The sequence below is a fragment of the Bacteroides faecis genome (assembly GCF_020091505.1).
Classification (GTDB): domain Bacteria; phylum Bacteroidota; class Bacteroidia; order Bacteroidales; family Bacteroidaceae; genus Bacteroides; species Bacteroides faecis.
Map to the genome: position 1 here is coordinate 475,743 of NZ_CP081916.1, position 24,383 is coordinate 500,125.

At 39.5% G+C, this 24,383-nt stretch carries 37 protein-coding genes; all 37 read right to left on the reverse strand.

The genetic code is table 11. The features are described from left to right. Positions 1–175 precede the first annotated feature (175 nt). A complete protein-coding gene (locus tag K6V30_RS02400; protein WP_010535556.1) occupies positions 176–715 on the reverse strand; it encodes a hypothetical protein in 540 nt (179 codons plus the stop codon). A 106-nt stretch (positions 716–821) separates the two neighbouring features. Next, positions 822–1,217, reverse strand: a complete 396-nt coding sequence (locus K6V30_RS02405) for a hypothetical protein (protein ID WP_008765431.1) — start codon at positions 1,215–1,217, stop codon at positions 822–824. Between the two features lie 147 nt (positions 1,218–1,364). After that, on the reverse strand, positions 1,365–1,847 hold the full coding sequence (rplQ, locus tag K6V30_RS02410; protein WP_010535558.1) for a 50S ribosomal protein L17: 483 nt from the start codon (positions 1,845–1,847) through the stop codon (positions 1,365–1,367). Between the two features lie 3 nt (positions 1,848–1,850). Further along, entirely contained in the window at positions 1,851–2,843 is a 993-nt protein-coding gene (locus K6V30_RS02415; RefSeq protein WP_224207244.1) for a DNA-directed RNA polymerase subunit alpha, read from the reverse strand. A gap of 11 nt (positions 2,844–2,854) precedes the next feature. Further along, positions 2,855–3,460 carry a 30S ribosomal protein S4 gene (gene rpsD, locus K6V30_RS02420; protein ID WP_008762050.1) on the reverse strand — a complete coding sequence of 202 codons (606 nt, stop codon included), beginning with the start codon at positions 3,458–3,460 and terminating at the stop codon, positions 2,855–2,857. Between the two features lie 116 nt (positions 3,461–3,576). Continuing rightward, complete coding sequence (gene rpsK / locus K6V30_RS02425) at positions 3,577–3,966, reverse strand: 30S ribosomal protein S11 (RefSeq protein ID WP_004296327.1); 390 nt, start codon at positions 3,964–3,966, stop codon at positions 3,577–3,579. 11 nt (positions 3,967–3,977) lie between these two features. Continuing rightward, positions 3,978–4,358: a 30S ribosomal protein S13 gene (gene rpsM / locus K6V30_RS02430; RefSeq protein WP_004296328.1), complete on the reverse strand. Its 381-nt coding sequence runs from the start codon at positions 4,356–4,358 to the stop codon at positions 3,978–3,980. A 33-nt stretch (positions 4,359–4,391) separates the two neighbouring features. After that, entirely contained in the window at positions 4,392–4,508 is a 117-nt protein-coding gene (ykgO, locus tag K6V30_RS02435) for a type B 50S ribosomal protein L36 (protein WP_002558051.1), read from the reverse strand. A 9-nt stretch (positions 4,509–4,517) separates the two neighbouring features. Further along, on the reverse strand, positions 4,518–4,736 hold the full coding sequence (infA, locus tag K6V30_RS02440) for a translation initiation factor IF-1 (protein WP_002558052.1): 219 nt from the start codon (positions 4,734–4,736) through the stop codon (positions 4,518–4,520). Position 4,737: 1 nt separating this feature from the next. After that, positions 4,738–5,535, reverse strand: coding sequence for a type I methionyl aminopeptidase (gene map / locus K6V30_RS02445; RefSeq protein ID WP_010535559.1), 798 nt, complete (start codon positions 5,533–5,535; stop codon positions 4,738–4,740). 15 nt (positions 5,536–5,550) lie between these two features. Next, a complete protein-coding gene (gene secY / locus K6V30_RS02450; protein WP_008762047.1) occupies positions 5,551–6,894 on the reverse strand; it encodes a preprotein translocase subunit SecY in 1,344 nt (447 codons plus the stop codon). A gap of 4 nt (positions 6,895–6,898) precedes the next feature. Next, positions 6,899–7,345, reverse strand: a complete 447-nt coding sequence (gene rplO / locus K6V30_RS02455) for a 50S ribosomal protein L15 (RefSeq protein WP_008762046.1) — start codon at positions 7,343–7,345, stop codon at positions 6,899–6,901. A gap of 31 nt (positions 7,346–7,376) precedes the next feature. After that, positions 7,377–7,553, reverse strand: a complete 177-nt coding sequence (rpmD, locus tag K6V30_RS02460; RefSeq protein ID WP_005782220.1) for a 50S ribosomal protein L30 — start codon at positions 7,551–7,553, stop codon at positions 7,377–7,379. A gap of 9 nt (positions 7,554–7,562) precedes the next feature. Next, positions 7,563–8,081 carry a 30S ribosomal protein S5 gene (gene rpsE / locus K6V30_RS02465; protein WP_008762045.1) on the reverse strand — a complete coding sequence of 173 codons (519 nt, stop codon included), beginning with the start codon at positions 8,079–8,081 and terminating at the stop codon, positions 7,563–7,565. Between the two features lie 5 nt (positions 8,082–8,086). Then, positions 8,087–8,431, reverse strand: coding sequence for a 50S ribosomal protein L18 (gene rplR, locus K6V30_RS02470; protein ID WP_008765430.1), 345 nt, complete (start codon positions 8,429–8,431; stop codon positions 8,087–8,089). Positions 8,432–8,452: 21 nt separating this feature from the next. Beyond that, positions 8,453–9,022, reverse strand: a complete 570-nt coding sequence (gene rplF, locus K6V30_RS02475; protein WP_008765429.1) for a 50S ribosomal protein L6 — start codon at positions 9,020–9,022, stop codon at positions 8,453–8,455. Positions 9,023–9,039: 17 nt separating this feature from the next. Then, positions 9,040–9,435, reverse strand: a complete 396-nt coding sequence (gene rpsH / locus K6V30_RS02480; protein WP_008762043.1) for a 30S ribosomal protein S8 — start codon at positions 9,433–9,435, stop codon at positions 9,040–9,042. Between the two features lie 52 nt (positions 9,436–9,487). Continuing rightward, positions 9,488–9,787 carry a 30S ribosomal protein S14 gene (gene rpsN, locus K6V30_RS02485; RefSeq protein ID WP_008762042.1) on the reverse strand — a complete coding sequence of 100 codons (300 nt, stop codon included), beginning with the start codon at positions 9,785–9,787 and terminating at the stop codon, positions 9,488–9,490. A gap of 6 nt (positions 9,788–9,793) precedes the next feature. Then, on the reverse strand, positions 9,794–10,351 hold the full coding sequence (rplE, locus tag K6V30_RS02490; protein ID WP_005675434.1) for a 50S ribosomal protein L5: 558 nt from the start codon (positions 10,349–10,351) through the stop codon (positions 9,794–9,796). A 2-nt stretch (positions 10,352–10,353) separates the two neighbouring features. Continuing rightward, positions 10,354–10,671 carry a 50S ribosomal protein L24 gene (rplX, locus tag K6V30_RS02495; RefSeq protein ID WP_008762041.1) on the reverse strand — a complete coding sequence of 106 codons (318 nt, stop codon included), beginning with the start codon at positions 10,669–10,671 and terminating at the stop codon, positions 10,354–10,356. Positions 10,672–10,691: 20 nt separating this feature from the next. After that, a complete protein-coding gene (gene rplN / locus K6V30_RS02500) occupies positions 10,692–11,057 on the reverse strand; it encodes a 50S ribosomal protein L14 (RefSeq protein ID WP_004296340.1) in 366 nt (121 codons plus the stop codon). A 2-nt stretch (positions 11,058–11,059) separates the two neighbouring features. Then, on the reverse strand, positions 11,060–11,329 hold the full coding sequence (rpsQ, locus tag K6V30_RS02505) for a 30S ribosomal protein S17 (RefSeq protein WP_008762040.1): 270 nt from the start codon (positions 11,327–11,329) through the stop codon (positions 11,060–11,062). Further along, positions 11,326–11,523, reverse strand: a complete 198-nt coding sequence (gene rpmC / locus K6V30_RS02510) for a 50S ribosomal protein L29 (RefSeq protein ID WP_008762039.1) — start codon at positions 11,521–11,523, stop codon at positions 11,326–11,328. Before rpmC ends, rpsQ begins: the two co-directional genes overlap by 4 nt. A 5-nt stretch (positions 11,524–11,528) precedes the next feature. Next, positions 11,529–11,963, reverse strand: coding sequence for a 50S ribosomal protein L16 (gene rplP, locus K6V30_RS02515; protein ID WP_002558067.1), 435 nt, complete (start codon positions 11,961–11,963; stop codon positions 11,529–11,531). Between the two features lie 23 nt (positions 11,964–11,986). After that, complete coding sequence (gene rpsC / locus K6V30_RS02520) at positions 11,987–12,718, reverse strand: 30S ribosomal protein S3 (RefSeq protein WP_008762038.1); 732 nt, start codon at positions 12,716–12,718, stop codon at positions 11,987–11,989. A 5-nt stretch (positions 12,719–12,723) separates the two neighbouring features. After that, a complete protein-coding gene (gene rplV, locus K6V30_RS02525) occupies positions 12,724–13,134 on the reverse strand; it encodes a 50S ribosomal protein L22 (protein ID WP_004296344.1) in 411 nt (136 codons plus the stop codon). 35 nt (positions 13,135–13,169) lie between these two features. After that, complete coding sequence (rpsS, locus tag K6V30_RS02530; RefSeq protein ID WP_008762037.1) at positions 13,170–13,439, reverse strand: 30S ribosomal protein S19; 270 nt, start codon at positions 13,437–13,439, stop codon at positions 13,170–13,172. A 20-nt stretch (positions 13,440–13,459) separates the two neighbouring features. Then, positions 13,460–14,284 (reverse strand): 50S ribosomal protein L2, encoded by an 825-nt coding sequence (gene rplB / locus K6V30_RS02535; RefSeq protein WP_008765427.1) that lies wholly within the window; start codon positions 14,282–14,284, stop codon positions 13,460–13,462. Positions 14,285–14,289: 5 nt separating this feature from the next. After that, positions 14,290–14,580 carry a 50S ribosomal protein L23 gene (rplW, locus tag K6V30_RS02540; RefSeq protein WP_007747932.1) on the reverse strand — a complete coding sequence of 97 codons (291 nt, stop codon included), beginning with the start codon at positions 14,578–14,580 and terminating at the stop codon, positions 14,290–14,292. A gap of 16 nt (positions 14,581–14,596) precedes the next feature. Continuing rightward, on the reverse strand, positions 14,597–15,223 hold the full coding sequence (gene rplD, locus K6V30_RS02545; protein ID WP_008762035.1) for a 50S ribosomal protein L4: 627 nt from the start codon (positions 15,221–15,223) through the stop codon (positions 14,597–14,599). Continuing rightward, positions 15,223–15,840, reverse strand: a complete 618-nt coding sequence (rplC, locus tag K6V30_RS02550) for a 50S ribosomal protein L3 (protein WP_008762034.1) — start codon at positions 15,838–15,840, stop codon at positions 15,223–15,225. The genes rplD and rplC overlap by 1 nt, the downstream gene beginning before the upstream one ends. Positions 15,841–15,858: 18 nt before the next feature. Further along, positions 15,859–16,164, reverse strand: coding sequence for a 30S ribosomal protein S10 (rpsJ, locus tag K6V30_RS02555; RefSeq protein WP_002558075.1), 306 nt, complete (start codon positions 16,162–16,164; stop codon positions 15,859–15,861). An 84-nt stretch (positions 16,165–16,248) separates the two neighbouring features. Beyond that, entirely contained in the window at positions 16,249–18,366 is a 2,118-nt protein-coding gene (fusA, locus tag K6V30_RS02560) for an elongation factor G (RefSeq protein WP_008762033.1), read from the reverse strand. A gap of 55 nt (positions 18,367–18,421) precedes the next feature. Then, the gene (gene rpsG, locus K6V30_RS02565; protein WP_008762032.1) at positions 18,422–18,898 is read right to left on the reverse strand and encodes a 30S ribosomal protein S7; all 477 of its coding nucleotides are present in this window, start codon (positions 18,896–18,898) and stop codon (positions 18,422–18,424) included. Between the two features lie 143 nt (positions 18,899–19,041). Next, entirely contained in the window at positions 19,042–19,443 is a 402-nt protein-coding gene (rpsL, locus tag K6V30_RS02570) for a 30S ribosomal protein S12 (protein WP_005675419.1), read from the reverse strand. A 136-nt stretch (positions 19,444–19,579) separates the two neighbouring features. Continuing rightward, complete coding sequence (locus tag K6V30_RS02575) at positions 19,580–19,885, reverse strand: DUF3467 domain-containing protein (protein ID WP_055269545.1); 306 nt, start codon at positions 19,883–19,885, stop codon at positions 19,580–19,582. A 142-nt stretch (positions 19,886–20,027) separates the two neighbouring features. Beyond that, positions 20,028–24,311: a DNA-directed RNA polymerase subunit beta' gene (gene rpoC, locus K6V30_RS02580; protein WP_008762030.1), complete on the reverse strand. Its 4,284-nt coding sequence runs from the start codon at positions 24,309–24,311 to the stop codon at positions 20,028–20,030. Positions 24,312–24,383: the final 72 nt, after the last annotated feature.

Sequence of the window (24,383 nt, forward strand, 5' to 3'; positions counted from 1 at the left end):
TTATTCCTTAAAGCCTGCTTGTATCTAAGCTATTAAGACATAGAAGTGCGATATTCAGTAATTATCAATCCATTATCCATTTATCCCTGCATCCCTGCACTTGACTATCTTAGAAATGATCTTCTGATGAATGACAATTCGCCATCAACATGAACACCATTTGGCATTAAGCACTTTAATTCAATTGACTTTTAGTCAGAAACGCAGCAACAGCTGCAGCTGCATCATTGGTAAAATAATGCACAGCAGTCACCGGCTGATATGTATAAGGTACAAACTGGAATAGCTGTACAGCTGCAAATTTATTATCAGCAGATAGTATCACGTCCATACGTATATTACCACTTGCCTCACTCTTAATCTTTGAATCCGCAGAAAATGAACCGGAATTAACAAGGTCAGTCAACTTGTCCATATGCTTCAGATCAAAGAAAACACTACGCTCTTTCGTTATGCTTCCTGTCGGAACATAGACCACTTCTTTTGACTTCCAGAAAAGCCGGAATATACCTAAAAGGAACAATCCTGTTCCAAAGACCATCAGAGCCATACTGACAGTAGACGATTTATCTTCCAGTTCGAAAGTAGAAGCAAAAGATAAAATACCAATCAGTAACATTACACAAGAAATTAAAAGACCGGAGATACTCGTACGTTTAGCGATATCGGGATGTGAAGATGCAAATATAGTAGCATCAATAGCTTGAGTTGCCATAATATTGAAGTTTAAATTATTAGTAAAAATATGAAGATAATAAAGACTGACCGGCACTATATAATTAACGCCAGCAATCCGTAAAATAATACCAATAAATAAACGTCTAAATAATAATATGCCTTAAAGTAAATACATAATATTCACTTGCAGGCTGGCAATAATAGGAAGTTGTAGTATTATAAATCCTTCCCCAATGCTGTGACAGTGAGTTATCACGGTCTGCACAACATTGCAGTACATTTCTCAGAGAAGAGAAGTATTCACCGATTTGCACACGTTGGATGCGTGTCACCGATATCTGATGGCTTTGCAAATTAGTTAATTCAGCCACAGGAAGATAAGGAGATTCTGGAGCATTAATCTGCCCCTGCGGTTTCATAGAATATGTAACAGCATGCTCTGGTTGTTCCACCTGTTTTTCAGTGAAAACATTGCCTGCGACCCCATGAAGGGCAACTGCCAGCAACAGAAACAATATTACCTTTACAAATTTTGCCATATTCTCCTGCAAATATAACAGATAATTCTTACGAAAAGTTCATTCGGTAAATCTTTTAATGTATCTTAGTATAACTAAAATATAAGGATACAAAAAAGGCTACCCGTATGAGTAGCCTTTTTTATATGTATAAGAATAACTGTAAAATTATTCAGCTGATTCAGCTTTTGGTTCTTCAGTTGCAGGAGCTTCAACAGCAGCAGGAGCAGCACTCTTCTTAGAACGACGAGTACGAGTAGCTTTCTTAGCAACTTTTTCTTTAGCCATGTTTTCATTGTAGTCAACCAACTCAATGAAACACATTTCTGCATTGTCACCTAAACGGTTACCAGTCTTGATGATACGAGTATAACCACCCGGACGGTCAGCAATCTTAACCGAGATTTCTTTGAACAATTCTGTTACTGCAATCTTATCTTGCAGGTTGCTAAATACAACACGACGAGAATTCGTAGTATCTTCTTTAGACTTTGTAATCAAAGGCTCAACAAACTTCTTCAAAGCTTTAGCCTTTGCCACAGTCGTAGTGATTCTTTTGTGCTTGATCAAGGAGCAAGCCATGTTAGATAACATAGCGCTTCTATGAGAAGCAGTACGACCTAAATGATTGAATTTTTTATTATGTCTCATTTTTTATTCTTTATCTAATTTATATTTAGAAATGTCGGTTCCAAACGATAGATTCAGACTTTCCAGCAAATCATCAAGCTCGGTAAGCGATTTCTTTCCGAAGTTTCTGAACTTCAACAGGTCAGTTTTGTTGAATTGTACCAAGTCACCGAGAGTTTCTACGTTAGCAGCCTTCAAACAATTGAGGGCGCGAACTGACAAGTCCATATCAACAAGCTTAGTCTTCAACAGCTGACGCATATGCAATACTTCTTCATCAAACTCTTCATTGCCATCAGTATCGTTACTTTCAAGCGTGATCTTCTCGTCAGAGAACAACATGAAGTGATAAATCAGAATTTTTGCAGCTTCTTTCAGCGCTTCCTTCGGGTGTATAGAACCGTCGGTACTAATCTCAAGCACTAGCTTTTCGTAGTCTGTCTTCTGTTCTACACGGAAGTTTTCTACAGCATACTTGACATTACGTATCGGTGTATAAATAGAGTCGATTGGAATTACATTAACATCCGTGCAATATTCGCGATTTTCATCAGCAGGAACATATCCACGACCCTTGTTAATAGTAATATCAATCTGCATAGTTGCCTTAGAATCTAAATGACAAATAACTAATTCCGGATTTAACACTTCAAATCCAGTCAAATACTTACCTATGTCACCTGCTTTAAATTCACTTGAATTCTCGACAGTGATACTCACTTTTTCGCTCTCGAATTCTTCAACTACTTGCTTGAATCTCACTTGTTTCAGATTCAAGATAATGTTGGTAACATCCTCTTTTACTCCAGGTACACTAGAAAATTCATGCTCCACACCATCTATTCTGATAGTAGTGATAGCAAAACCCTCTAATGAAGAGAGCAGGATACGGCGTAATGCATTACCTACGGTAATACCAAACCCCGGTTCCAACGGACGAAATTCGAATTTACCGAATCTGGAGTCCGCCTCCAACATTAATACTTTATCAGGTTTTTGAAATGCTAATATCGCCATGAAATTAATTATTATTTAGAATACAATTCAACGATCAAATGTTCTTTAATGTTCTCAGGAATGTCTGCTCTTTCAGGTATATGCAACATTTTACCAACCTTAGAAGTTTCATCCCACTCCAACCAAGCGTATTTGCTGTGATTGAAACCTGCAAGAGAGTTAGCAATTACTTCCAAAGATTTAGATCTTTCACGAACACCAATCAATTGTCCTGGTTTTACTGCGAACGAAGGAATGTTTACCACTTCACCATCTACAGTAATATGCTTGTGACTAACCAACTGACGAGCAGCAGCACGTGTAGGAGCAATACCCAAACGGAATACTACGTTGTCAAGGCGGCCTTCCAGCAATTGAAGAAGCACCTCACCGGTAATACCTTTAGCGGTAGCGGCTTTTTCAAACAAATTGCGGAATTGTTTTTCTAAAACTCCATAAGTGTATTTCGCTTTCTGCTTTTCACGAAGTTGCACACCATATTCAGAAGTTTTTCTTTTTCTTGAATTTCCGTGTTGTCCGGGAGGATAGTTCTTCTTTGACAAAACTTTATCAGCTCCAAAGATGCCTTCACCGAATTTACGGGCTATTCTTGATTTTGGTCCAGTATATCTAGCCATTTCTTTTAAATATTTAATTGTTTATTCATGAACTCAATTTGTTGCAGCCGCGATTGCAGAGAAGAAATTATTGCAATCCAAAAACAAAATCAAGATCATTTTAAGTTAAAGGTAAATTAAACTCTACGTCTTTTCGGAGGACGACAACCATTGTGTGGAAGTGGAGTTACGTCGATGATCTCTGTAACCTCAATACCAGCTCCGTGGATAGTTCTAATAGCAGACTCACGTCCGTTACCTGGACCCTTCACATATGCTTTTACCTTTCTCAGGCCAAGATCAAATGCAATTTTTGCACAATCCTGGGCAGCCATCTGAGCTGCATAAGGAGTATTCTTTTTTGAACCTCTAAATCCCATCTTTCCTGCAGATGACCAAGAGATTATCTGCCCTTCACTGTTTGCAAGAGAAACAATAATATTGTTGAAAGATGAATGAACGTGTAACTGTCCATTAGCGTCTACTTTCACATTTCTCTTCTTAGCTGCAACTGTTTTTTTTGCCATATCAACAATTATTATTTAGTAGCTTTTTTCTTATTAGCAACGGTTTTCTTTCTACCCTTACGAGTACGCGCATTGTTCTTAGTGCTCTGACCTCTAACCGGCAGACCAATACGATGACGTACACCACGGTAACAACCAATATCCATTAATCGCTTAATGTTCAATTGGATTTCAGAACGAAGATCACCTTCTACTTTATACTCTGCACCGATAATCTCACGAATCTTAGCAGCTTGATCATCTGTCCAGTCTTTAACCTTCAGATCTTTATCTACACCAGCTTTATCTAAAATTTTTGCTGAACTACTGCGACCTATTCCATATACATAGGTCAACGCAATTTCACCTCTTTTATTCTGAGGTAAATCTACACCAACTATTCTTATAGCCATATACTAAATTATTTTTTTTGCAAAAATAACAAATTATCCTTGACGTTGTTTATACTTAGGATTTTTCTTGTTAATAACATACAAACGGCCATTACGTCTAACGATCTTACATTCTGGCGTGCGTTTCTTTAATGATGCTCTTACTTTCATATCTTAATTTTATTTATATCTAAACACAATTCTTCCTTTCGATAAGTCGTAAGGAGACATTTCGACTCTCACTTTATCTCCCGGCAAAATCTTAATGTAATGCATACGCATCTTACCTGAAATATGTGCAGTAATCTCATGTCCGTTTTCTAATTCAACACGAAACATTGCATTAGACAATGCTTCAACTATAACTCCATCTTGTTCTATTGCAGATTGCTTTGCCATATTATATTGCTTTATCTCCTAAAACTTCTTCTATGAATTTGAATGAAGACAAAATATCAGCCTCACCAACTCCAACAGCTACCGTATGTTCAAAGTGCGCAGCACATTTACGATCTCTGGTCCTCACAGTCCATCCGTCACCTTCCATAATCACTTGTCTGTCTCCCAACGTTATCATCGGCTCAATTGCAATGCAAAGACCTCTTTTCATCAAAGGACCATATCCTCTTTTACCATAATTAGGTACCTGGGGATCTTCGTGCATTTCCTTACCGATGCCGTGACCGACAAACTCACGCACTACACCATAAGAATGAGACTCACAATATTGCTGAATAGCATATCCGATATCTCCGATTCTTTTTCCATGTACTGCATTCTGAATACCGATATATAACGCTTCTTTAGTTACCTTCAACAAGTTACGAATTTCTTCGTCTACCTCTCCTACACAAAAAGTATAAGCAGAATCTCCACAAAAACCATTCATATAAGTTCCGCAATCCACAGATACGATATCGCCGTCTTTCAAAACAATATCCCCCGGAATTCCATGTACTACCTGGTCATTTACAGAAGTACAGATGGATGCAGGAAACGGGTCTCCATATTGATTCGGGAATCCTTTAAAAGTTGGAGTTGCCCCATTATCTCTAATGAATTCTTCAGCAACTTTATCCAACTCACGTGTAGTTACACCAGGCTTCACCACTTTAGCAACCTCAGCTAGAGTTCTACCGACAAGCAGGTTACTCTGACGGAGCAATTCTATTTCATCTTCTGTCTTAAGAAATATCATTTCTATTCTAAAGAATTAATATGCCGCTACACCAGCGCGTCCCTTAATACGACCTGATTTCAACAGACCATCATAATGTCTCATCAACAAATGACTTTCAACCTGTTGCAGTGTATCAAGAACAACACCTACAAGAATTAACAAAGATGTACCGCCGAAGAATTGAGCAAATCCAGCTTGAACCCCAAATATACCAGCAAAAGCAGGCATAATAGCAACCAATGCCAAGAAGAAAGAACCCGGTAAAGTAATACGAGACATGATATCATCAATATACTCTGCTGTTTTCTTTCCCGGTTTGATACCAGGGATGAAACCATTATTTCTCTTCATATCCTCAGCCATCTGAGTCGGATTGATTGTAATTGCAGTATAGAAATATGTAAATAATATAATCATTACCGCAAAAACAAAATTATACCAGAAACTTGTATGATCTGTAAACGCATGCAAGAAACCACCTGCGTTATTTACATTATTGGAAAAACCGATAAATGTAATTGGAATAAACATGATTGCCTGAGCAAAGATAATAGGCATTACACCAGCAGCATTCACCTTCAAAGGAATATACTGTCTTGCACCACCATATTGTTTATTACCTACAATTCTTTTAGCATATTGTACAGGAATCTTTCTTGTACCTTGTACCAACAGGATTGCAGCACCAATTACTAACAATAAGAATACGACTTCAATTATAAACATAATCAGACCACCACTCTTATTTGCTACTCTGGATACAACTTCTTGTATCAAAGCATCAGGGAAACGAGCGATAATACCGATCAGGATGATAAATGAAATACCGTTACCAATACCTTTATCAGTTATTCTTTCACCAAGCCACAAAATAAACATACTACCTGCTGCCAAAATAATGGTAGAGGTAACCATAAACAGAGTCCAATCTAATGAAGCATTTAAGGAAGGGCCAGCCTGCATTTTAAGATTGAGCAAATAAGAAGGGGCCTGAACTAACAATATAGCAATCGTCAGATAACGAGTATATTGATTCATTTTTCTTCTGCCGCTCTCACCTTCGCGCTGCAACTTCTGGAAATACGGCACAGCGATTCCCAATAGCTGAATAACGATAGATGCAGAGATATAAGGCATGATTCCTAATGCAAAAATAGAGGCATTAGAAAATGCTCCTCCAGAGAACATATTTAACAAGGCTAAAAGGCCTTCACTTGTTTGTTCGTGCAATTTTGCCAGCATTGCCGGATTAATACCCGGTAATACGACATATGATCCGAAACGGTAAATTGCCACAAACAATATGGTGATGAGGATCCGCTGTCTCAGATCCTCAATCTTCCATATATTCTTTAATGTTTCAATAGCTTTTCTCATTGAATCAGAGTTTTACTACAGTTCCACCAGCAGCTTCAATAGCAGCAGCAGCACTCTTAGAGAATGCGTTAGCTTCTACTTCCAGCTTGTTAGTCAGAGCTCCGTTACCCAATACTTTAACCAATTGATTTGAAGAAATAAATCCTGCTTCAATAAAGTCGCTAATACCAACTTTTGTCAGATTCTTAGCGTCTGCAAGCGTCTGAATTGTATCCAAGTTGATAGCCTTATATTCTACACGATTGATATTCTTAAAACCAAATTTAGGTACTCGACGTTGAAGAGGCATCTGACCACCTTCAAAGCCAACTTTCTTAGAGTATCCAGATCTTGATTTAGCTCCTTTATGACCTCTTGTAGAAGTGCCCCCCAAGCCAGAACCGGCACCACGTCCTATTCTCTTTCTTGTCTTAGTAGATCCTTCTGCAGGTTTTAAATTACTTAAGTTCATATTGTAATTCGTTTTTTTATTCAACAAATAATTACTTAACAATGGCAACCAAGTGTTTTACTTTATCTACCATTCCAAGAATTGAAGGAGTGCTTTCGTGTTCAACCACACGGTTCAGTTTGCGAAGTCCCAGTGCATCAAGAGTTCTTTTCTGATCAGCTGGAGCACCAATTCTACTTTTAACTTGTTTAATCTTTATAATTGACATATCTCCTCCTTATCCTCTAAATACTTTTTCAACACTAATACCTCTGTTCTGAGCAATCATTCTTGCATCACGCATCTCACTCAAAGCTTCAATTGTAGCTTTAACAAGGTTGTGCGGATTTGAAGAACCTTTAGATTTTGCCAAAACGTCAGTAATACCAACACTTTCCAATACAGCACGCATAGCACCACCAGCTACTACACCGGTTCCGTGAGATGCAGGTTTGATGAATACTTCAGCACCACCAAACTTAGCTGATTGTTCATGAGGAACAGTACCTTTCAAAACAGGTACTTTCACCAGGTTCTTTTTAGCTGATTCTACGCCTTTAGCGATAGCAGCTGTTACTTCACCTGCTTTACCAAGTCCCCAACCGATAATACCTTCTTCGTTACCTACAACAACGATTGCAGAGAAACTAAAAGTTCTACCACCTTTGGTAACTTTAGTAACACGATTAATAGCAACCAATCTATCCTTCAGTTCTATATCGTTAGTAACCTTAACTCTATTATTAACTCCTGCCATAATGATTAAAATTTAAGTCCACCGTTACGAGCAGCATCAGCTACTTCTTTTACTCTCCCATGATACAAGTAACCATTACGGTCGAAAACAACAGTAGTTATACCTGCTTCCTGAGCCTTTTTAGCAATCATTTCACCAACTTTAGCAGCTTGTTCTTTCTTTGCGACTTTCTCAGCCATACCTAAAGAAGAAGCAGCAGCCAGTGTCTTACCAGAAAGATCATCGATAATCTGGACATAAATTTGCTTGTTACTTCTAAATACACTCATACGCGGACGTTCAGCAGTACCTGAGATCTTATTGCGTACTCTATATTTGATCTTAACTCGTCTTTCTATTTTTGTTGTCATAATAATCTAATTTTATATGATTTACTTAGCACCGGCTGATTTACCAGACTTTCTACGAATTACTTCGCCAACAAACTTAATACCTTTACCCTTATATGGTTCAGGCTTACGGAAAGAACGTATTTTAGAGCAAACTTGACCAAGCAATTGTTTGTCACACGATTCCAATATAATAAGAGGGTTCTTATTTCTTTCAGACTTAGTTTCAACTTTCACCTCAGCAGGCAATTGAATGAAAATATTGTGTGTATAACCTAAAGCCAGTTCAATGATGTTACCTTGGTTAGAAGCACGGTAACCTACACCGACAAGTTCCAGTTCCTTTTTATATCCTTCAGACACGCCCACAACCATGTTATGAACTAAAGAACGATACAAACCGTGGAAAGCATGTTTTTGCTTCGGGTTATCAATCATTTCTTTTTCGTTTTCTGTTAAAGTCACGTGTCCGTCTTCAATGGCAACATTGATAGCAGGATTCACATATTGGCTAAGTTCGCCTTTGGGTCCCTTAACGGTAACCACATCATCCTTCAGAGTGACTGTCACTCCAGCAGGGATACTAATGGGTAATTTTCCTATTCTTGACATTGCTTATTCCTCCTAAATTAATATACGTAACACAAGACTTCACCACCGATTTTCAGTTCAGCAGCTTCTTTGTTAGTCATTACACCTTTGGAAGTAGATATTATAGCAATACCCAGCCCATTAATAACACGCGGCATATCTTTGTAACCAGTATACTTACGCATACCCGGAGAAGATACTCTTTCTAATTTTTTGATTGCGTTAACTTTGTTAACAGAATCATACTTCAAGGCAACCTTAATAGTTCCTTGAGGACCATCTTCTACAAACTTATAGTTAAGAATGTAGCCTTTTTCAAAAAGAATCTTAGTGATTTCTTTTTTCAAGTTCGAAGCGGGAACTTCTACAACTCTGTGCTTAGCACCAATTGCGTTCCGCAACCTCGTCAAATAATCTGCTATTGGATCAGTCATATAAAAATAAATTAAATTAATCAGGACTTCCCTGACAATATTTAAACAATAATTACCAGCTTGCTTTCTTTACGCCCGGGATCAGACCGTTAGATGCCATCTCACGGAACTGGATTCTTGAAATTCCGAACTGACGGATATAACCTTTTGGACGACCAGTCAGTTTGCAACGGTTGTGCATACGAATCGGATTTGAATTCTTAGGCAACTCTTGCAATTTCTGTGCAGCTTCAAAAGCATCGGCAGGTTCACCTGTTCTCACGATTTGCTTCAAAGCAGCTCTTTTCTCGGCGTATCTGGCTACTAATTTAGCACGCTTTACTTCACGTGCCTTCATTGATTCCTTTGCCATATTCTATTAATCTTTTTTAGCGTTTTTAAAAGGTAAACCGAATTCCTTCAACAAGGCATAACCTTCTTCATCTGTCTCCGCAGAGGTTACAAAGGTAATATTCATTCCGAGAATTCTTGTAATACTATCGATATTTATTTCAGGGAAAATGATTTGTTCCTGAATACCAAGGGTATAGTTACCTTTACCATCAAACTTACTTTCGATACCTTTGAAGTCACGAATACGAGGAAGAGCTACACGAACTAGTTTTTCCAAGAATTCATACATTCTCTCACGGCGCAAAGTTACCATAACGCCAATCGGCATTTTTTTACGTAACTTAAAGTTTGCGATATCTTTACGAGAAATGGTAGCTACGGCCTTCTGACCTGTGATAGCTGTCATTTCATTGATTGCTACTTCAATAATCTTCTTATCAGCAACAGCCATACCTAAACCTTGATTGATAACAATCTTCTTAAGTACGGGTACCTGCATCGTTGAAGAATACTGGAATTGTGATTTCAATGCAGGTGCAATACGATCTGCATATTCTTTCTTTAGGCTAGCAGTATTACTCATTACTAAATCTCCTCTCCTGATTTTTTAGAATAACGCACTAAAGTTCCTTCAGAACTCTTTCTTCTCCCAATACGCGTTGCTTTACCAGTTTTTGGATCAACCGGGTTCAAGTTTGAAATGTGGATAGAAGCTTCTTGCTTCACAATACCACCCTGCGGATTCTTTGCATTCGGCTTAGTGCTCTTAGATACCATATTGATACCCTCAACAATTGCACGACCTTCTTTAACAAGAACCTTCAATACACGACCAGTTTTGCCCTTATCTTCGCCAGCATTTACGTAAACTGTATCGCCTTTTTTAATATGTAATTTACTCATTACTCAAATCTTTTACAAAATTAAAGTACCTCAGGCGCAAGTGACACAACCTTCATGTTTGTAGCACGAAGTTCTCTTGCTACAGGACCGAAAATACGACTTCCTCTAATTTCACCTGCATTATTAAGCAACACGCAAGCATTATCATCAAAACGTATATAAGAACCATCAGGACGACGGATTTCTTTCTTCGTACGTACAATCAAAGCCTTTGATACTGCACCTTTTTTAACATCACTCGAAGGGATAACACTCTTTACGGAAACTACAATAACATCTCCTACTGAAGCATAACGACGACCTGTGCCACCCAATACACGGATACACAAAGCTTCTTTAGCTCCACTGTTATCACATACTGTAAGTCTGGATTCTACTTGTATCATAATTACTTAGCTCTTTCAATTATTTCTACTAATCTCCATCTTTTAGTCTTGCTCAAAGGACGAGTTTCCATGATGCGTACAGTATCACCGATATTGCATTCATTCTTTTCATCATGAGCATGGTACTTCTTCGTTTTACTAACGAACTTACCATATATAGGGTGTTTTTCTTTAAACTTGGCAGCAACTGTGATAGTTTTTTCCATCTTGTTGCTCAATACAACCCCTGTTCTTTCTTTTCTTAAATTTCTTGCTTCCATCAAGCTGATCATTTATTGTTAAGTTCTCTTTGGCGTAATTCTGTTTTCATACGCGCAATAGTCCTGCGTAATTGTTTGATTTGAGCAGGATTTTCCAAAGGAGAAATAGAATGATTGATAACCATCTGGTTATAATTAGCTGTTTCTGCCTCTACTCTTTCTACTAAATCATTAGTAGTCATTTCTTTAATTTCTGCAATTTTCATAAACCTTACGCATTTTGATTTTGAATATCATAATCACGTCTTACGACAAACTTCGTTGTAATAGGAAGCTTTTGAGCAGCTAAGCGCAATGCTTCTTTCGCGATTTCGTAAGATACTCCTTCAGCTTCAATAATGATTCTACCTGGAGTTACAGGAGCCACAAATCCCTCGGGAGCACCTTTACCTTTACCCATACGCACATCGGCAGGTTTTCTAGTAATTGGTTTATCCGGGAATATACGGATCCAGATCTGTCCTTGACGTTGCATATATCTTGTTACTGCAATACGAGCAGCTTCGATCTGACGGCCTGTAATCCATTTAGTTTCCAAAGCCTTAATGCCAAAAGAACCGAAAGCCAGCTGGTTGCCTCTCTGAGCATTACCTTTTGCACGGCCTTTTTGTTGTCTTCTGAATTTTGTCTTTTTCGGTTGTAACATAGTTTCCTAAAATTCAAATTCGTTTAGCGATTATTTTTCTTTCTTTTGAAGTTCTTTCCGCCGTTGTTTCCACCATTGTTTCCACGACCACTTTCTTTGCTTTGTGTAAAGTTCGGAGCTAATTCTTTCTTACCAAACACTTCACCTCTACAAATCCAAACTTTGATACCTAAAAGACCCACTTTAGTCAATGCTTCAGCATGACAGTAGTCGATATCAGCTCTGAAAGTGTGTAACGGAGTTCTTCCTTCTTTATACATTTCAGAACGAGCCATTTCAGCTCCATTCAAACGTCCTGAAATCTGAATTTTGATACCTTCAGCACCCATACGCATTGTATTTGCGATAGCCATTTTAATGGCACGGCGGTAGGCAATTTTACCTTCTACCTGGCGAGCAATGTTGTTAGCAACAATTACAGCATCCAGTTCCGGTCTTTTCACTTCAAAGATATTAATCTGAATATCTTTGTCGGTAACCTTCTTCAACTCTTCTTTTAACTTATCAACTTCTTGGCCACCTTTACCGATGATAATACCCGGGCGAGCAGTGCAAACGGTAATAGTAACGAGCTTCAGCGTACGTTCAATTACGATTCTTGATACACTTGCCTTTGCAAGTCTTGCATTAAGATATTTACGGATTTTGCTATCTTCCAGCAAAGAATCACCGTAATCATTTCCACCATACCAGTTAGAATCCCATCCTCTGATAATTCCTAAACGGTTGCTTATTGGATTAACTTTTTGTCCCATCTACCTTAATTTTGATCTTCGTTATTACTTTTAGCACCAACGAACAATGTTACGTGATTTGAACGTTTGCGAATTCTATAACCTCTACCCTGCGGTGCCGGTCTCATTCTTTTGAGTGTAGCGCCACCATCAACAAAAATCTGCGTTACGAACAACTCGCCGCTTTCTGCTTTACGTTCGTTTTTCTGTTCCCAGTTAGCAATTGCAGAGCGAAGCAATTTTTCCACTCTTGCAGCAGCTTCTTTTGAAGAAAATTTCAAAACACCAAGTGCTCTGTTCACTTCCATACCACGAATCATATCAGCGACTAAGCGCATCTTACGTGGAGAAGTAGGAACATTTTGCAATTTAGCAAAATACATGGTCTTAAGGGCTTCTTTTCTTTTTTCAGCCGATATTTTTTTTCTTGCTCCCATTATATTTATTACTTTATTATTTCAAATAATTCCTGTTATCTTTTCTTGTTACCAGCGTGTCCTCTGAATGTACGAGTTGGAGCGAATTCGCCCAACTTGTGTCCTACCATATTTTCGGTAACATATACAGGAATAAATTTATTTCCATTGTGAACTGCAACTGTATGGCCTACAAAATCAGGCGAAATCATTGAAGCTCTGGCCCATGTCTTTACTACGACTTTTTTGCCAGATTCATTCATGGCAAAAATTCTCTTTTCAAGCTTTACGTTAATATATGGACCTTTTTTTAATGAACGACTCATAGTTTACTCAATTAATCAGATTACTTTTTTCTTCTCTCAATAATGTACTTAGACGATTGTTTCTTAGGAGCTCTAGTCTTAAGTCCCTTAGCGTACAATCCCTTACGAGATCTTGGATGTCCTCCGGAAGAACGTCCTTCACCACCACCCATCGGGTGATCAACCGGGTTCATTACAACACCACGGTTACGAGGACGACGACCTTGCCAACGAGAACGTCCAGCCTTACCTGAGCGTTCCAATCCATGATCTGAGTTACCAACACTACCGATAGTAGCTTTACAAGTGCTAAGAATCTGTCTTACTTCACCTGAAGGCAATTTAATCACACAATACTTACCCTCACGAGAAGTTAACTGAGCAAAGTTTCCAGCTGATCTAACCAGAGCAGCACCCTGTCCCGGACGTAACTCAATATTGTGAATTACAGTACCAACCGGAATGTTCTGAAGGGGAAGAGTATTACCAATCTCTGGCGCTGCTGTTTCACCCGACATCAGAGTCGCACCAACTTGCAATCCATTGGGAGCAATAATATATCTTTTTTCTCCATCAGCGTAATATAACAAAGCGATACGAGCCGAACGATTCGGATCGTATTCAATTGTCTTAACCACTGCTGGTACACCGTCTTTGTTTCTCTTGAAATCAACAATTCTAATCACCTTTCTATGACCGCCACCAATGTAGCGCATAGTCATCTTACCTTCGTTGTTACGACCACCAGATGATTTCTTACCATATACAAGAGACTTTTCTGGTACTGATGCAGTAATTTCTTCGAAAGTACCAATAATTTTATGTCTTTGCCCCGGTGTTGTGGGCTTTAATTTACGTACTGCCATTTTTATTAAATATTACTATAAAAATCAATAGTATCTCCTTCTTTCAATGTTACAATTGCTTTTTTGAATGCATTCGTACGGCCATTGATGATACCTGCTTTAGTATAACGGCTTTTATTTTTGCCTGCATACTTCACTGTATTCACATCAACTACAGTAACATTATAAAGAGCTTCAACTTCCTTCTTAATTTCCAGTTTGTTAGCATCAGGACGTACAACAAAGCCGAAACGATTCAGCTTATCAGTGATTGCAGTCATTTTCTCTGTTACCAACGGTTTAATAATAATTCCCATTATTTAAGCCTCCTTTTTAAATTAAGATATTGTCAATAGCCTTCAAAGAGTTTTCTGTAAGCACAACAACCCCAGCATTCAATACTCTGTAAGTATTTAATCCTGAGACAGTCTGCACGTTTGCACCCTCTATGTTACGAGCTGACAAATATACGTTTTTATTTGCTTCCGGTAAAATTACGAGTAGCTTTTTATCGGAAACTTTAAGATTTTTTGTCATAGCAACGAAATCTTTTGTCTTAGGAGCTTCAAAAACGAAGTCTTCAACAACAATAAGCGCGTTGTTCTGAACTTTATAAGACAATGCTGACTTACGAGCCAATGTCTTAACTTTTTTATTCAACTTGAAGAAGTAGTCTCTTGGTTTCGGACCAAAAACACGAGCACCACCAACGAGCACCGGTGAATTCATATCACCACGACGTGCTCCACCACCACCTTTCTGGCGACCGATCTTACGAGTAGAGCCACTGATTTCACTTCTTTCTTTTGACTTATGAGTACCCTGACGCTGGTTGGCCATAAATTGCTTTACATCCAAATAGATAGCGTGGTCGTTGGGCTCAATTCCGAAGATAGATTCGTTTAACGTAACCTTTCTCCCAGTGTCTTCACCTTTAATGTTATATACGTTAACTTCCATTATTTCTCAATTATTACGATTGAACCTTTGCAACCCGGGATAGAACCTTTGATCAAAAGAAGGTTATGATCCGCGATTACTTTTAATACCTGCAAGTTTTGAACAGTAACTCTGTCACCACCGAGCTGTCCGCCCATGCGCATTCCTTTGAATACTTTAGCTGGATAAGAACAAGCACCGATAGAACCCGGCTTACGAGCACGGTTATGCTGACCGTGAGTAGCTTGACCTACACCACCGAAACCATGTCTCTTAACTACACCTTGGAAACCTTTACCTTTAGAAGTTCCGACAACATCTACGAAAGTAGCGTCATTAAACATCTCTACAGTAATAGTATCACCCAGATTCAACTCTGTCTCAAATTCTTTGAACTCGGCCAAGTGTCTCTTCGGTGTTACTCCAGCTCTCTTAAAGTGACCCATCAACGGTTTAGTTGTATGTTTTTCCTTTTTGTCCTGGAAACCCAACTGAACAGCCGCATAGCCATCTTTTTCGACAGTTTTAACCTGAGTAACAACACAAGGACCTGCTTCGATAACAGTGCATGGTACATTCTTACCATCAGCACTGAAAACGGATGTCATTCCGATTTTTTTTCCTAATAATCCTGGCATTTCACTAATTTTTAATTATCAAACTTTAATTTCTACTTCCACACCACTCGGCAACTCAAGCTTCATAAGAGCATCTACTGTCTTAGCAGTTGAGCTATAGATGTCGATCAATCTCTTATAAGAAGAGAGTTCAAACTGTTCACGTGACTTCTTGTTAACGAAAGTCGAGCGGTTTACTGTAAAGATACGCTTGTGCGTAGGCAGAGGAATTGGACCACTAACAATAGCACCCGTAGCCTTTACGGTTCTTACAATCTTCTCAGCTGACTTGTCAACCAAGTTGTGGTCGTAAGATTTCAATTTAATTCTAATTTTCTGACTCATTATGGTTTTAAATTAATATATTTATAAATAAGATAAAGCGGCAGGCTAAGAGTCATTCGCTAGCCTGCTGCTTTTGATATTCTTCTAGAGTAAATCAGCACGTCCTTTAACTTCTTCCAATACAGCCTTAGCAATAGAGTTAGAAACTTGAGCGTGATGAGAATATACCATTGATGAAGTTGCGCGACCTGATGTAATAGTACGTAACGCTGTTACATAACCAAACATTTCAGCCAGTGGCACCATTGCTTTCACGATACGAGCACCGGAACGGCTAGATTCCATCCCTTCAACCTGGCCACGACGCTTATTCAAGTCACCGATCACATCACCCATGTTTTCTTCCGGAGTAACAACCTCCAGTTTCATGATAGGCTCCATCAATACCGGACCTGCTTTAGCACATGCATTCTTATATGCCTGAATAGCACAGATTTCGAAAGACAACTGGTCAGAGTCAACCGGGTGGAATGAACCATCAATCAAAGTTACTTTCATTGAATCCAACGGATATCCGGCCAACACACCGTTCTTCATTGCGCTTGTGAAACCTTTCTGAACTGAAGGAATAAATTCTTTAGGAATATTACCACCCTTCACTTCATCGATAAACTGCAATCCGCCTTCTTTGAAATCTTCATCAACAGGACCGATCTTAACGATAATATCTGCAAACTTACCACGACCACCAGACTGTTTCTTATAAACTTCACGAAGATCAACTGTCTTAGTGATAGCTTCTTTATAATTAACCTGAGGTTTACCTTGGTTACATTCTACTTTAAATTCACGTTTCAAACGGTCAATAATGATATCCAAGTGCAACTCACCCATACCAGAGATTACAGTCTGTCCTGTTTGCTCATCAGTCTTAACTGTAAATGTCGGATCTTCTTCAGCGAGCTTAGCCAAACCGTTAGACAATTTATCCATGTCTTTCTGAGTTTTAGGCTCAACTGCAATACCGATTACCGGTTCTGGGAAGTCCATAGACTCTAATACGATCGGAGCTGTTTCATCACAAAGCGTATCACCTGTATGAATATCTTTAAAACCTACACCTGCACCAATATCACCAGCACCGATTACTTCAACCGGATTCTGCTTGTTTGAATGCATCTGGAACAGACGAGAAACACGTTCTTTCTTACCAGAGCGAGAATTATAGATATAAGAACCAGCTTCAATCTTACCCGAATATACACGGAAGAAAGTCAAACGACCTACATAAGGGTCAGTAGCAATCTTAAATGCCAAAGCTGATGTTTTCTCATCATCACTCGGTTTACGATCTTCTTCTGCACCTGTATTCGGATTTGTACCAATCACATTCTCAGTATCCAATGGAGAAGGCAAGAAAGCACAAACATAATCCAACAATGTCTGAACACCCTTATTCTTAAATGAAGAGCCACACAACATTGGTACAACTGCCATCTGAACTGTTGCATTGCGGAGAGCTCTCAACACTTCTTCTTCTGTAATAGTAGAAGGATCGTCGAAATATTTCTCCATCAAAGCATCGTCAAACTCAGCTACCTTTTCAAGCATTTTATCTCTCCATTCATTTGCTTCATCAACGAGATCTGCCGGTATTTCTTCAACTGTATAGTCAGCCCCCATTGTTTCATCATGCCAATAGATAGCTTTCATTTTAATCAAGTCTACTAGACCTTTGAAGGTTTCCTCAGCACCAATAGGAACAACGATTGGACAAGGATTAGCACCCAAAACAGCTTTCATCTGGCGTACAACCTCAAAGAAGTCAGCACCCGAACGGTCCATTTTGTTTACGTACGCAATACGTGGCACATTATACTTATCAGCTTGACGCCATACAGTTTCTGATTGAGGTTCTACACCACCTACTGCACAGTAAGCAGCCACAGCACCATCCAGGATACGTAACGAACGTTCTACTTCAGCAGTAAAGTCAACGTGTCCCGGAGTGTCAATCAAGTTGATTTTATAAGTATCACCAGCATATTTCCATCTTGTTGTTGTTGCAGCAGATGTAATAGTAATACCACGTTCTTGCTCCTGTTCCATCCAGTCCATTGTTGCAGCACCATCGTGTACCTCACCAATTTTGTGAGTCAATCCAGTGTAGAACAGGATACGTTCAGAAGTTGTTGTTTTTCCGGCATCAATGTGAGCCATGATACCGATATTACGAGTCAAATGTAAATCTGTCTTTGCCATTTTCTTATTCCTTTACTTTAAGTTTTTAATCTAAATCGGTTATATTCTTATAGTATTAGAATCTGAAATGGGCAAATGCACGGTTAGCTTCAGCCATTCTATGCATATCTTCTTTACGTTTGTATGCACCACCTTGTTCGTTAAAGGCATCCATGATTTCAGCAGCCAATTTGTCTGCCATAGATTTACCACCTCTTTTGCGAGCAAACAGAATCAAGTTTTTCATTGAAACCGATTCTTTACGATCAGGACGGATTTCAGTAGGAACCTGGAAGGTAGCACCACCTACACGACGAGATTTTACTTCTACTTGCGGAGTTACATTATCCAAAGCCTTTTTCCAGATTTCGAGAGCTGATTTTTCTTCGTTAGGAAGTTTTGCTTTCACTGTTTCCAGAGCGGCATAAAAGATTTCATAAGACGCATTCTTTTTACCATCATACATCAAATGGTTTACAAACTTAGAAACCTTTTGGTCATTAAAAACGGGATCCGGAAGGATTACGCGTTTTTTGGGTTTTGCTTTTCTCATTTGTTTGAAAAATAATGTTTTTGTTCTTGGTTGTCTACTTCTTGACTTCTTCAACTCTCCCACCGGAGAATTTACTCAACCTTTAGCATTTCCAACAAACTAAAACGTAAGTTATTACTTTAATTCTAATTAGGTTTTAATCCTTATTTTTTCTTAGCCGGCGCAGCTTGTCCTGGTTTCGGACGCTTAGCTCCGTATTTAGAACGTCTTTGAGTACGACCAGCAACACCTGCAGTATCAAGTGTACCACGTACAATGTGGTAACGTACACCAGGAAGGTCTTTTACACGACCGCCACGTACCAAAACGATTGAGTGTTCCTGCAAGTTGTGTCCTTCTCCCGGAATGTATGAGTTAACCTCTTTTTGGTTAGTCAAACGTACACGAGCTACTTTACGCATTGCAGAGTTCGGCTTCTTCGGAGTAGTAGTATATACTCTCACGCAAACGCCACGTCTTTGAGGACATGAATCCAAGGCTGGAGATTTACTTTTCTCCACCAGCACTTCGCGTCCTTTTCTTACTAATTGCTGAATTGTAGGCATTTTAATTGTTTTTTGATTTATATTATTGTTATATTAATTTCGTAACTATACATTTTGGGCTGCAAAAATACGAATAATATTTGAATATTCAATGCGCTACAACTTTTTTTTCTTTTTTAATGTTTTTATATCAACCTCATGCTTCGCCTTTTACAACACTTAGCGGAGGCATCGGTGACTCTTCAGAAATACGAATAGGCCCAAAAGCACGTTCATACTTTGCTATGTTATCCTCCAATGCCTGCAACAAGCGTTTTGCGTGTTCTGGAGCTACTATAATACGAGATTGCACTCCTGCTTTCGGCACTCCTGGCATAACCCGTACAAAGTCTAGAATAAACTCTGAGCTTGAATGAGTAATGATTGCAAGATTCGCATAAGTTCCTTGCGCTACTTCTTCTTTCAACTCGATCTGTAACTGGTTGTTATTTTGTTCTTCCATATTAAATAAGATAAAATGTTTTTTTGCAAAATAACAAAATTTTATCGAGATAAGAATGATACAGTCAGGTAAAAGAAACAAAAAAAGGAGCAACTGCCTATTACAGCAATCGCTCCTTTTTCATATAGTCAATTGAATTGTATTATTCTACTTCATTGTAATCAAGTACTGTCTTCTTGTTCGCCAAGATACGATCATACTCTTCTTTTGAACCAACGATAATCTTTTCAAATTCACGCTGACCTGTACCTGCCGGAATTAAGTGACCGCAAATTACGTTTTCCTTCATTCCTTCAAGTTTATCTGTCTTGCCATTGATAGCAGCCTCATTCAATACCTTCGTTGTTTCCTGGAAGGATGCAGCTGACATAAAGCTTGAAGTCTGCAGTGCAGCACGCGTAATACCCTGAAGAATCTGAGTAGAAGTTGCAGCTACAGCATCACGTACCTCAACAGGTTTCAAGTCACGGCGCTTCAGCATACTGTTCTCATCACGCAACTTGCGGGCAGTCACAATCTGTCCCGGCTGCATATTCTGAGAATCACCTGCATCAACAACGACTTTCTTACCCCAGATACGATCGTTCTCTTCCATAAACTCAAGCTTATCCACTACCTGTTGTTCCAAGAAGCGAGTATCACCCGGCTCATCGATCTGAACCTTACGCATCATCTGGCGAACGATAATCTCAAAATGCTTATCATTGATCTTCACACCCTGCAGACGGTATACATCCTGAACTTCATTCACAATATATTCCTGTACAGCCGTAGGACCTTTAATTGCCAGGATATCAGCCGGAGTAGTAGCACCGTCAGATAATGGAGTACCAGCACGCACATAGTCGTTCTCCTGAACCAGAATCTGTTTGGACAATGCAACAAGATACTTCTTCACTTCACCTGTTTTCGAAGTTACGATGATTTCACGGTTACCACGCTTGATCTTACCCATTGTAACCTCACCGTCAATTTCAGAAACGACAGCAGGATTAGACGGATTACGTGCTTCAAACAACTCAGTAACACGAGGAAGACCACCCGTGATGTCACCCGCCTTACCTACAGCACGCGGAATCTTCACGATTACTTCACCGGCTTTCACTTTCTGACCATTTTCAATAATCACGTGACCACCTACCGGTAAATTATAAGTACGAATCAAATCGCCGTCTTCTGTCAGGATATGAGCCGAAGGAACTTTCGTTTTATCCTTAGATTCAATAATAATGATTTCACGAAGACCGGTTGCTTCATCCGATTCCACTTTATAAGTAACATTCTCAATTACACCTTCGAATTCAATCTTACCAGTTGCTTCAGTTATAATAACGGCATTGAACGGGTCCCATTTAGCAATTAACTTACCCTTTTCAACCAGATCACCATCCGAAACATATAATGTAGAACCATAAGGTACATTGTGCGTAGAAAGAACGATACCAGTATTTACGTCCACAAAACGAACTTCAGCCAAACGGCCTACCACTACTTTTGCAGCTTCACCCATTTCGTCTACGATATCTACCGTACGAAGTTCTTCAAATTCCAGACGAGCACTGTTCTTAGCCACAATACTTGCATTTGCCGCAATATTCGCAGCAGTACCACCGGCGTGGAATGTACGCAATGTCAACTGTGTACCCGGCTCACCGATTGACTGAGCAGCAATTACACCGACAGCCTCACCCTTCTGAACCATGCGGCTTGTTGCCAGGTTACGTCCGTAACACTTAGCACAAACACCCTTCTTCGCTTCACAAGTCAATACAGAACGGATTTCAACGCTTTCAATCGGAGAATCCTGAATCTTCTTAGCAACTTCTTCTGTGATTTCTTCACCACCGGCAACAAGCAATTCGCCTGTAGTAGGATGAATAATATCATGTACAGAAACACGACCTAAGATGCGTTCATACAGGGTAGCGATTACTTCATCGTTATTCTTCAAGTCTGTACAAACCAATCCACGAAGTGTACCGCAGTCTTCTTCTGTGATGATCACGTCGTGAGAAACGTCTACCAGACGACGAGTCAAATATCCGGCATCGGCAGTCTTCAAAGCGGTATCCGCCAAACCTTTACGGGCACCGTGAGTGGAGATAAAGTACTCCAACACAGAAAGTCCCTCTTTAAAGTTTGACAAGATCGGGTTTTCAATAATCTGACCACCTTCAGCACCAGCTTTCTGGGGCTTAGCCATCAAACCACGCATACCGGACAACTGACGAATCTGTTCTTTAGAACCACGGGCACCCGAATCCAGCATCATGTATACAGAGTTAAATCCTTGGTCATCCGAAGAAATAGTTTTCATCAAGATGTTAGACAACTCAGAGTTCACATGTGTCCAGATATCAATTACCTGATTATAACGTTCGTTGTTGGTAATGAACCCCATATTATAGTTATTTACGACTTGTTCAACTTCGTCGTAACCTTTTTGTACCAATGTCTCTTTTTCTTTCGGGATAATAATATCACCCAAGTTGAATGACAAACCACCCTTAAAGGCCATTTGGTAACCTAAGTTCTTGATTCCATCCAAGAAGTCTGCAGCTTTAGCCACACCACAAACCTTGATTACATCACTAATGATATCACGAAGAGATTTCTTAGAAATAATCGTATTGATATAACCTGCTTCAGGAGGAACAATTTCATTAACAATCACACGTCCTACAGAGGTTTCACGCATAACGTCAACAATGTTACCATTTTCATCAACGTCTTTCACGATAACCTTTACCGGAGCATGAATATCTACCTTACCTTCATTATAAGCAATTAATGCTTCTTCCGGTCCGTAGAATGTAAGTCCTTCTCCCTTAGCACCGGCACGCAACTTGGTAATATAATACAAACCAAGAACCATATCCTGTGCAGGCACAGTAATAGGCGCACCATTTGCCGGATTCAGGATATTATGTGACTGAAGCATCAACATCTGAGCTTCAAGAATTGCTTCGTTACTCAAAGGCAAGTGAACAGCCATCTGGTCACCGTCAAAGTCGGCGTTGAATGCCGTACATGCCAACGGGTGCAACTGGATAGCTTTGCCTTCGATCATCTTCGGCTGGAATGCCTGGATACCCAAACGGTGCAATGTCGGAGCACGGTTCAACAGTACAGGATGTCCTTTCATTACGTGTTCCAGAATATCCCAGATCACCGCTTCCTTACGATCTACAATCTTCTTTGCAGATTTCACCGTCTTAACGATACCACGTTCAATGAGCTTACGGATAATAAACGGCTTATAAAGTTCGGCAGCCATCAATTTAGGAATACCGCACTCACCCATCTTCAGTTCCGGACCAACGACAATTACCGAACGTGCAGAGTAGTCAACACGTTTACCCAGCAAGTTCTGACGGAAACGTCCTTGTTTACCTTTCAAGCTATCAGACAGTGATTTCAACGGGCGGTTAGCATCCGTCTTCACTGCACTTGATTTACGTGAATTATCGAACAATGAGTCTACAGATTCCTGAAGCATACGTTTCTCATTACGTAAGATTACTTCCGGAGCTTTGATTTCGATCAATCTCTTCAGACGGTTGTTACGAATGATAACACGACGATAAAGGTCATTCAAGTCAGAAGTAGCAAAACGACCACCATCCAATGGAACTAATGGACGAAGTTCGGGCGGAATAACCGGTACGATACGTACAATCATCCATTCCGGCTTGTTACGTCCACGTGATGCACGGAACGATTCTACAACCTGCAGACGTTTCAATGCCTCATTCTTACGTTGCTGTGAAGCATCATTGCCTGCACGGTGACGCAATTCATAAGACAGAGCATCCAGATCCAAACGAGCCAGCAAATCATAGATTGCTTCAGCTCCCATCTTAGCGATGAACTTATTCGGATCATTATCCTCCAGATATTGATTGTCCTTCGGAAGTGTATCCAGAATATCCAGATATTCTTCTTCAGAAAGTAAATCATATTCGGCAATGCCATCTTCAGCCTTTACACCCGGCTGAATAACAACATAACGTTCGTAATATATAATCGAATCCAGCTTCTTTGTCGGCAGTCCGAGCAAATAACCGATCTTATTTGGAAGCGAACGGAAATACCAGATGTGTGCCACCGGCACCACCAGCTGTATATGTCCCATACGTTCACGGCGTACTTTCTTTTCTGTAACTTCTACACCACAACGGTCGCAGACGATACCTTTATAACGGATACGCTTATATTTACCGCAATGGCATTCGTAATCCTTAATGGGACCAAAAATGCGCTCGCAGAACAAACCATCGCGTTCGGGTTTGTACGTACGGTAATTTATGGTTTCAGGCTTCAAAACTTCACCACTCGAATTCTCTAGGATTTCTTCCGGAGAAGCCAGACCAATTGAGATCTTCGAGAAATTGCTTTTCGTCTTATTTTCTTTTCTAAAAGCCATACTCTATATAATTGAGATTTGATAATTGAATCATTGGAAATTGAAGAAGATGCGAATGTCAACAGACCTTCA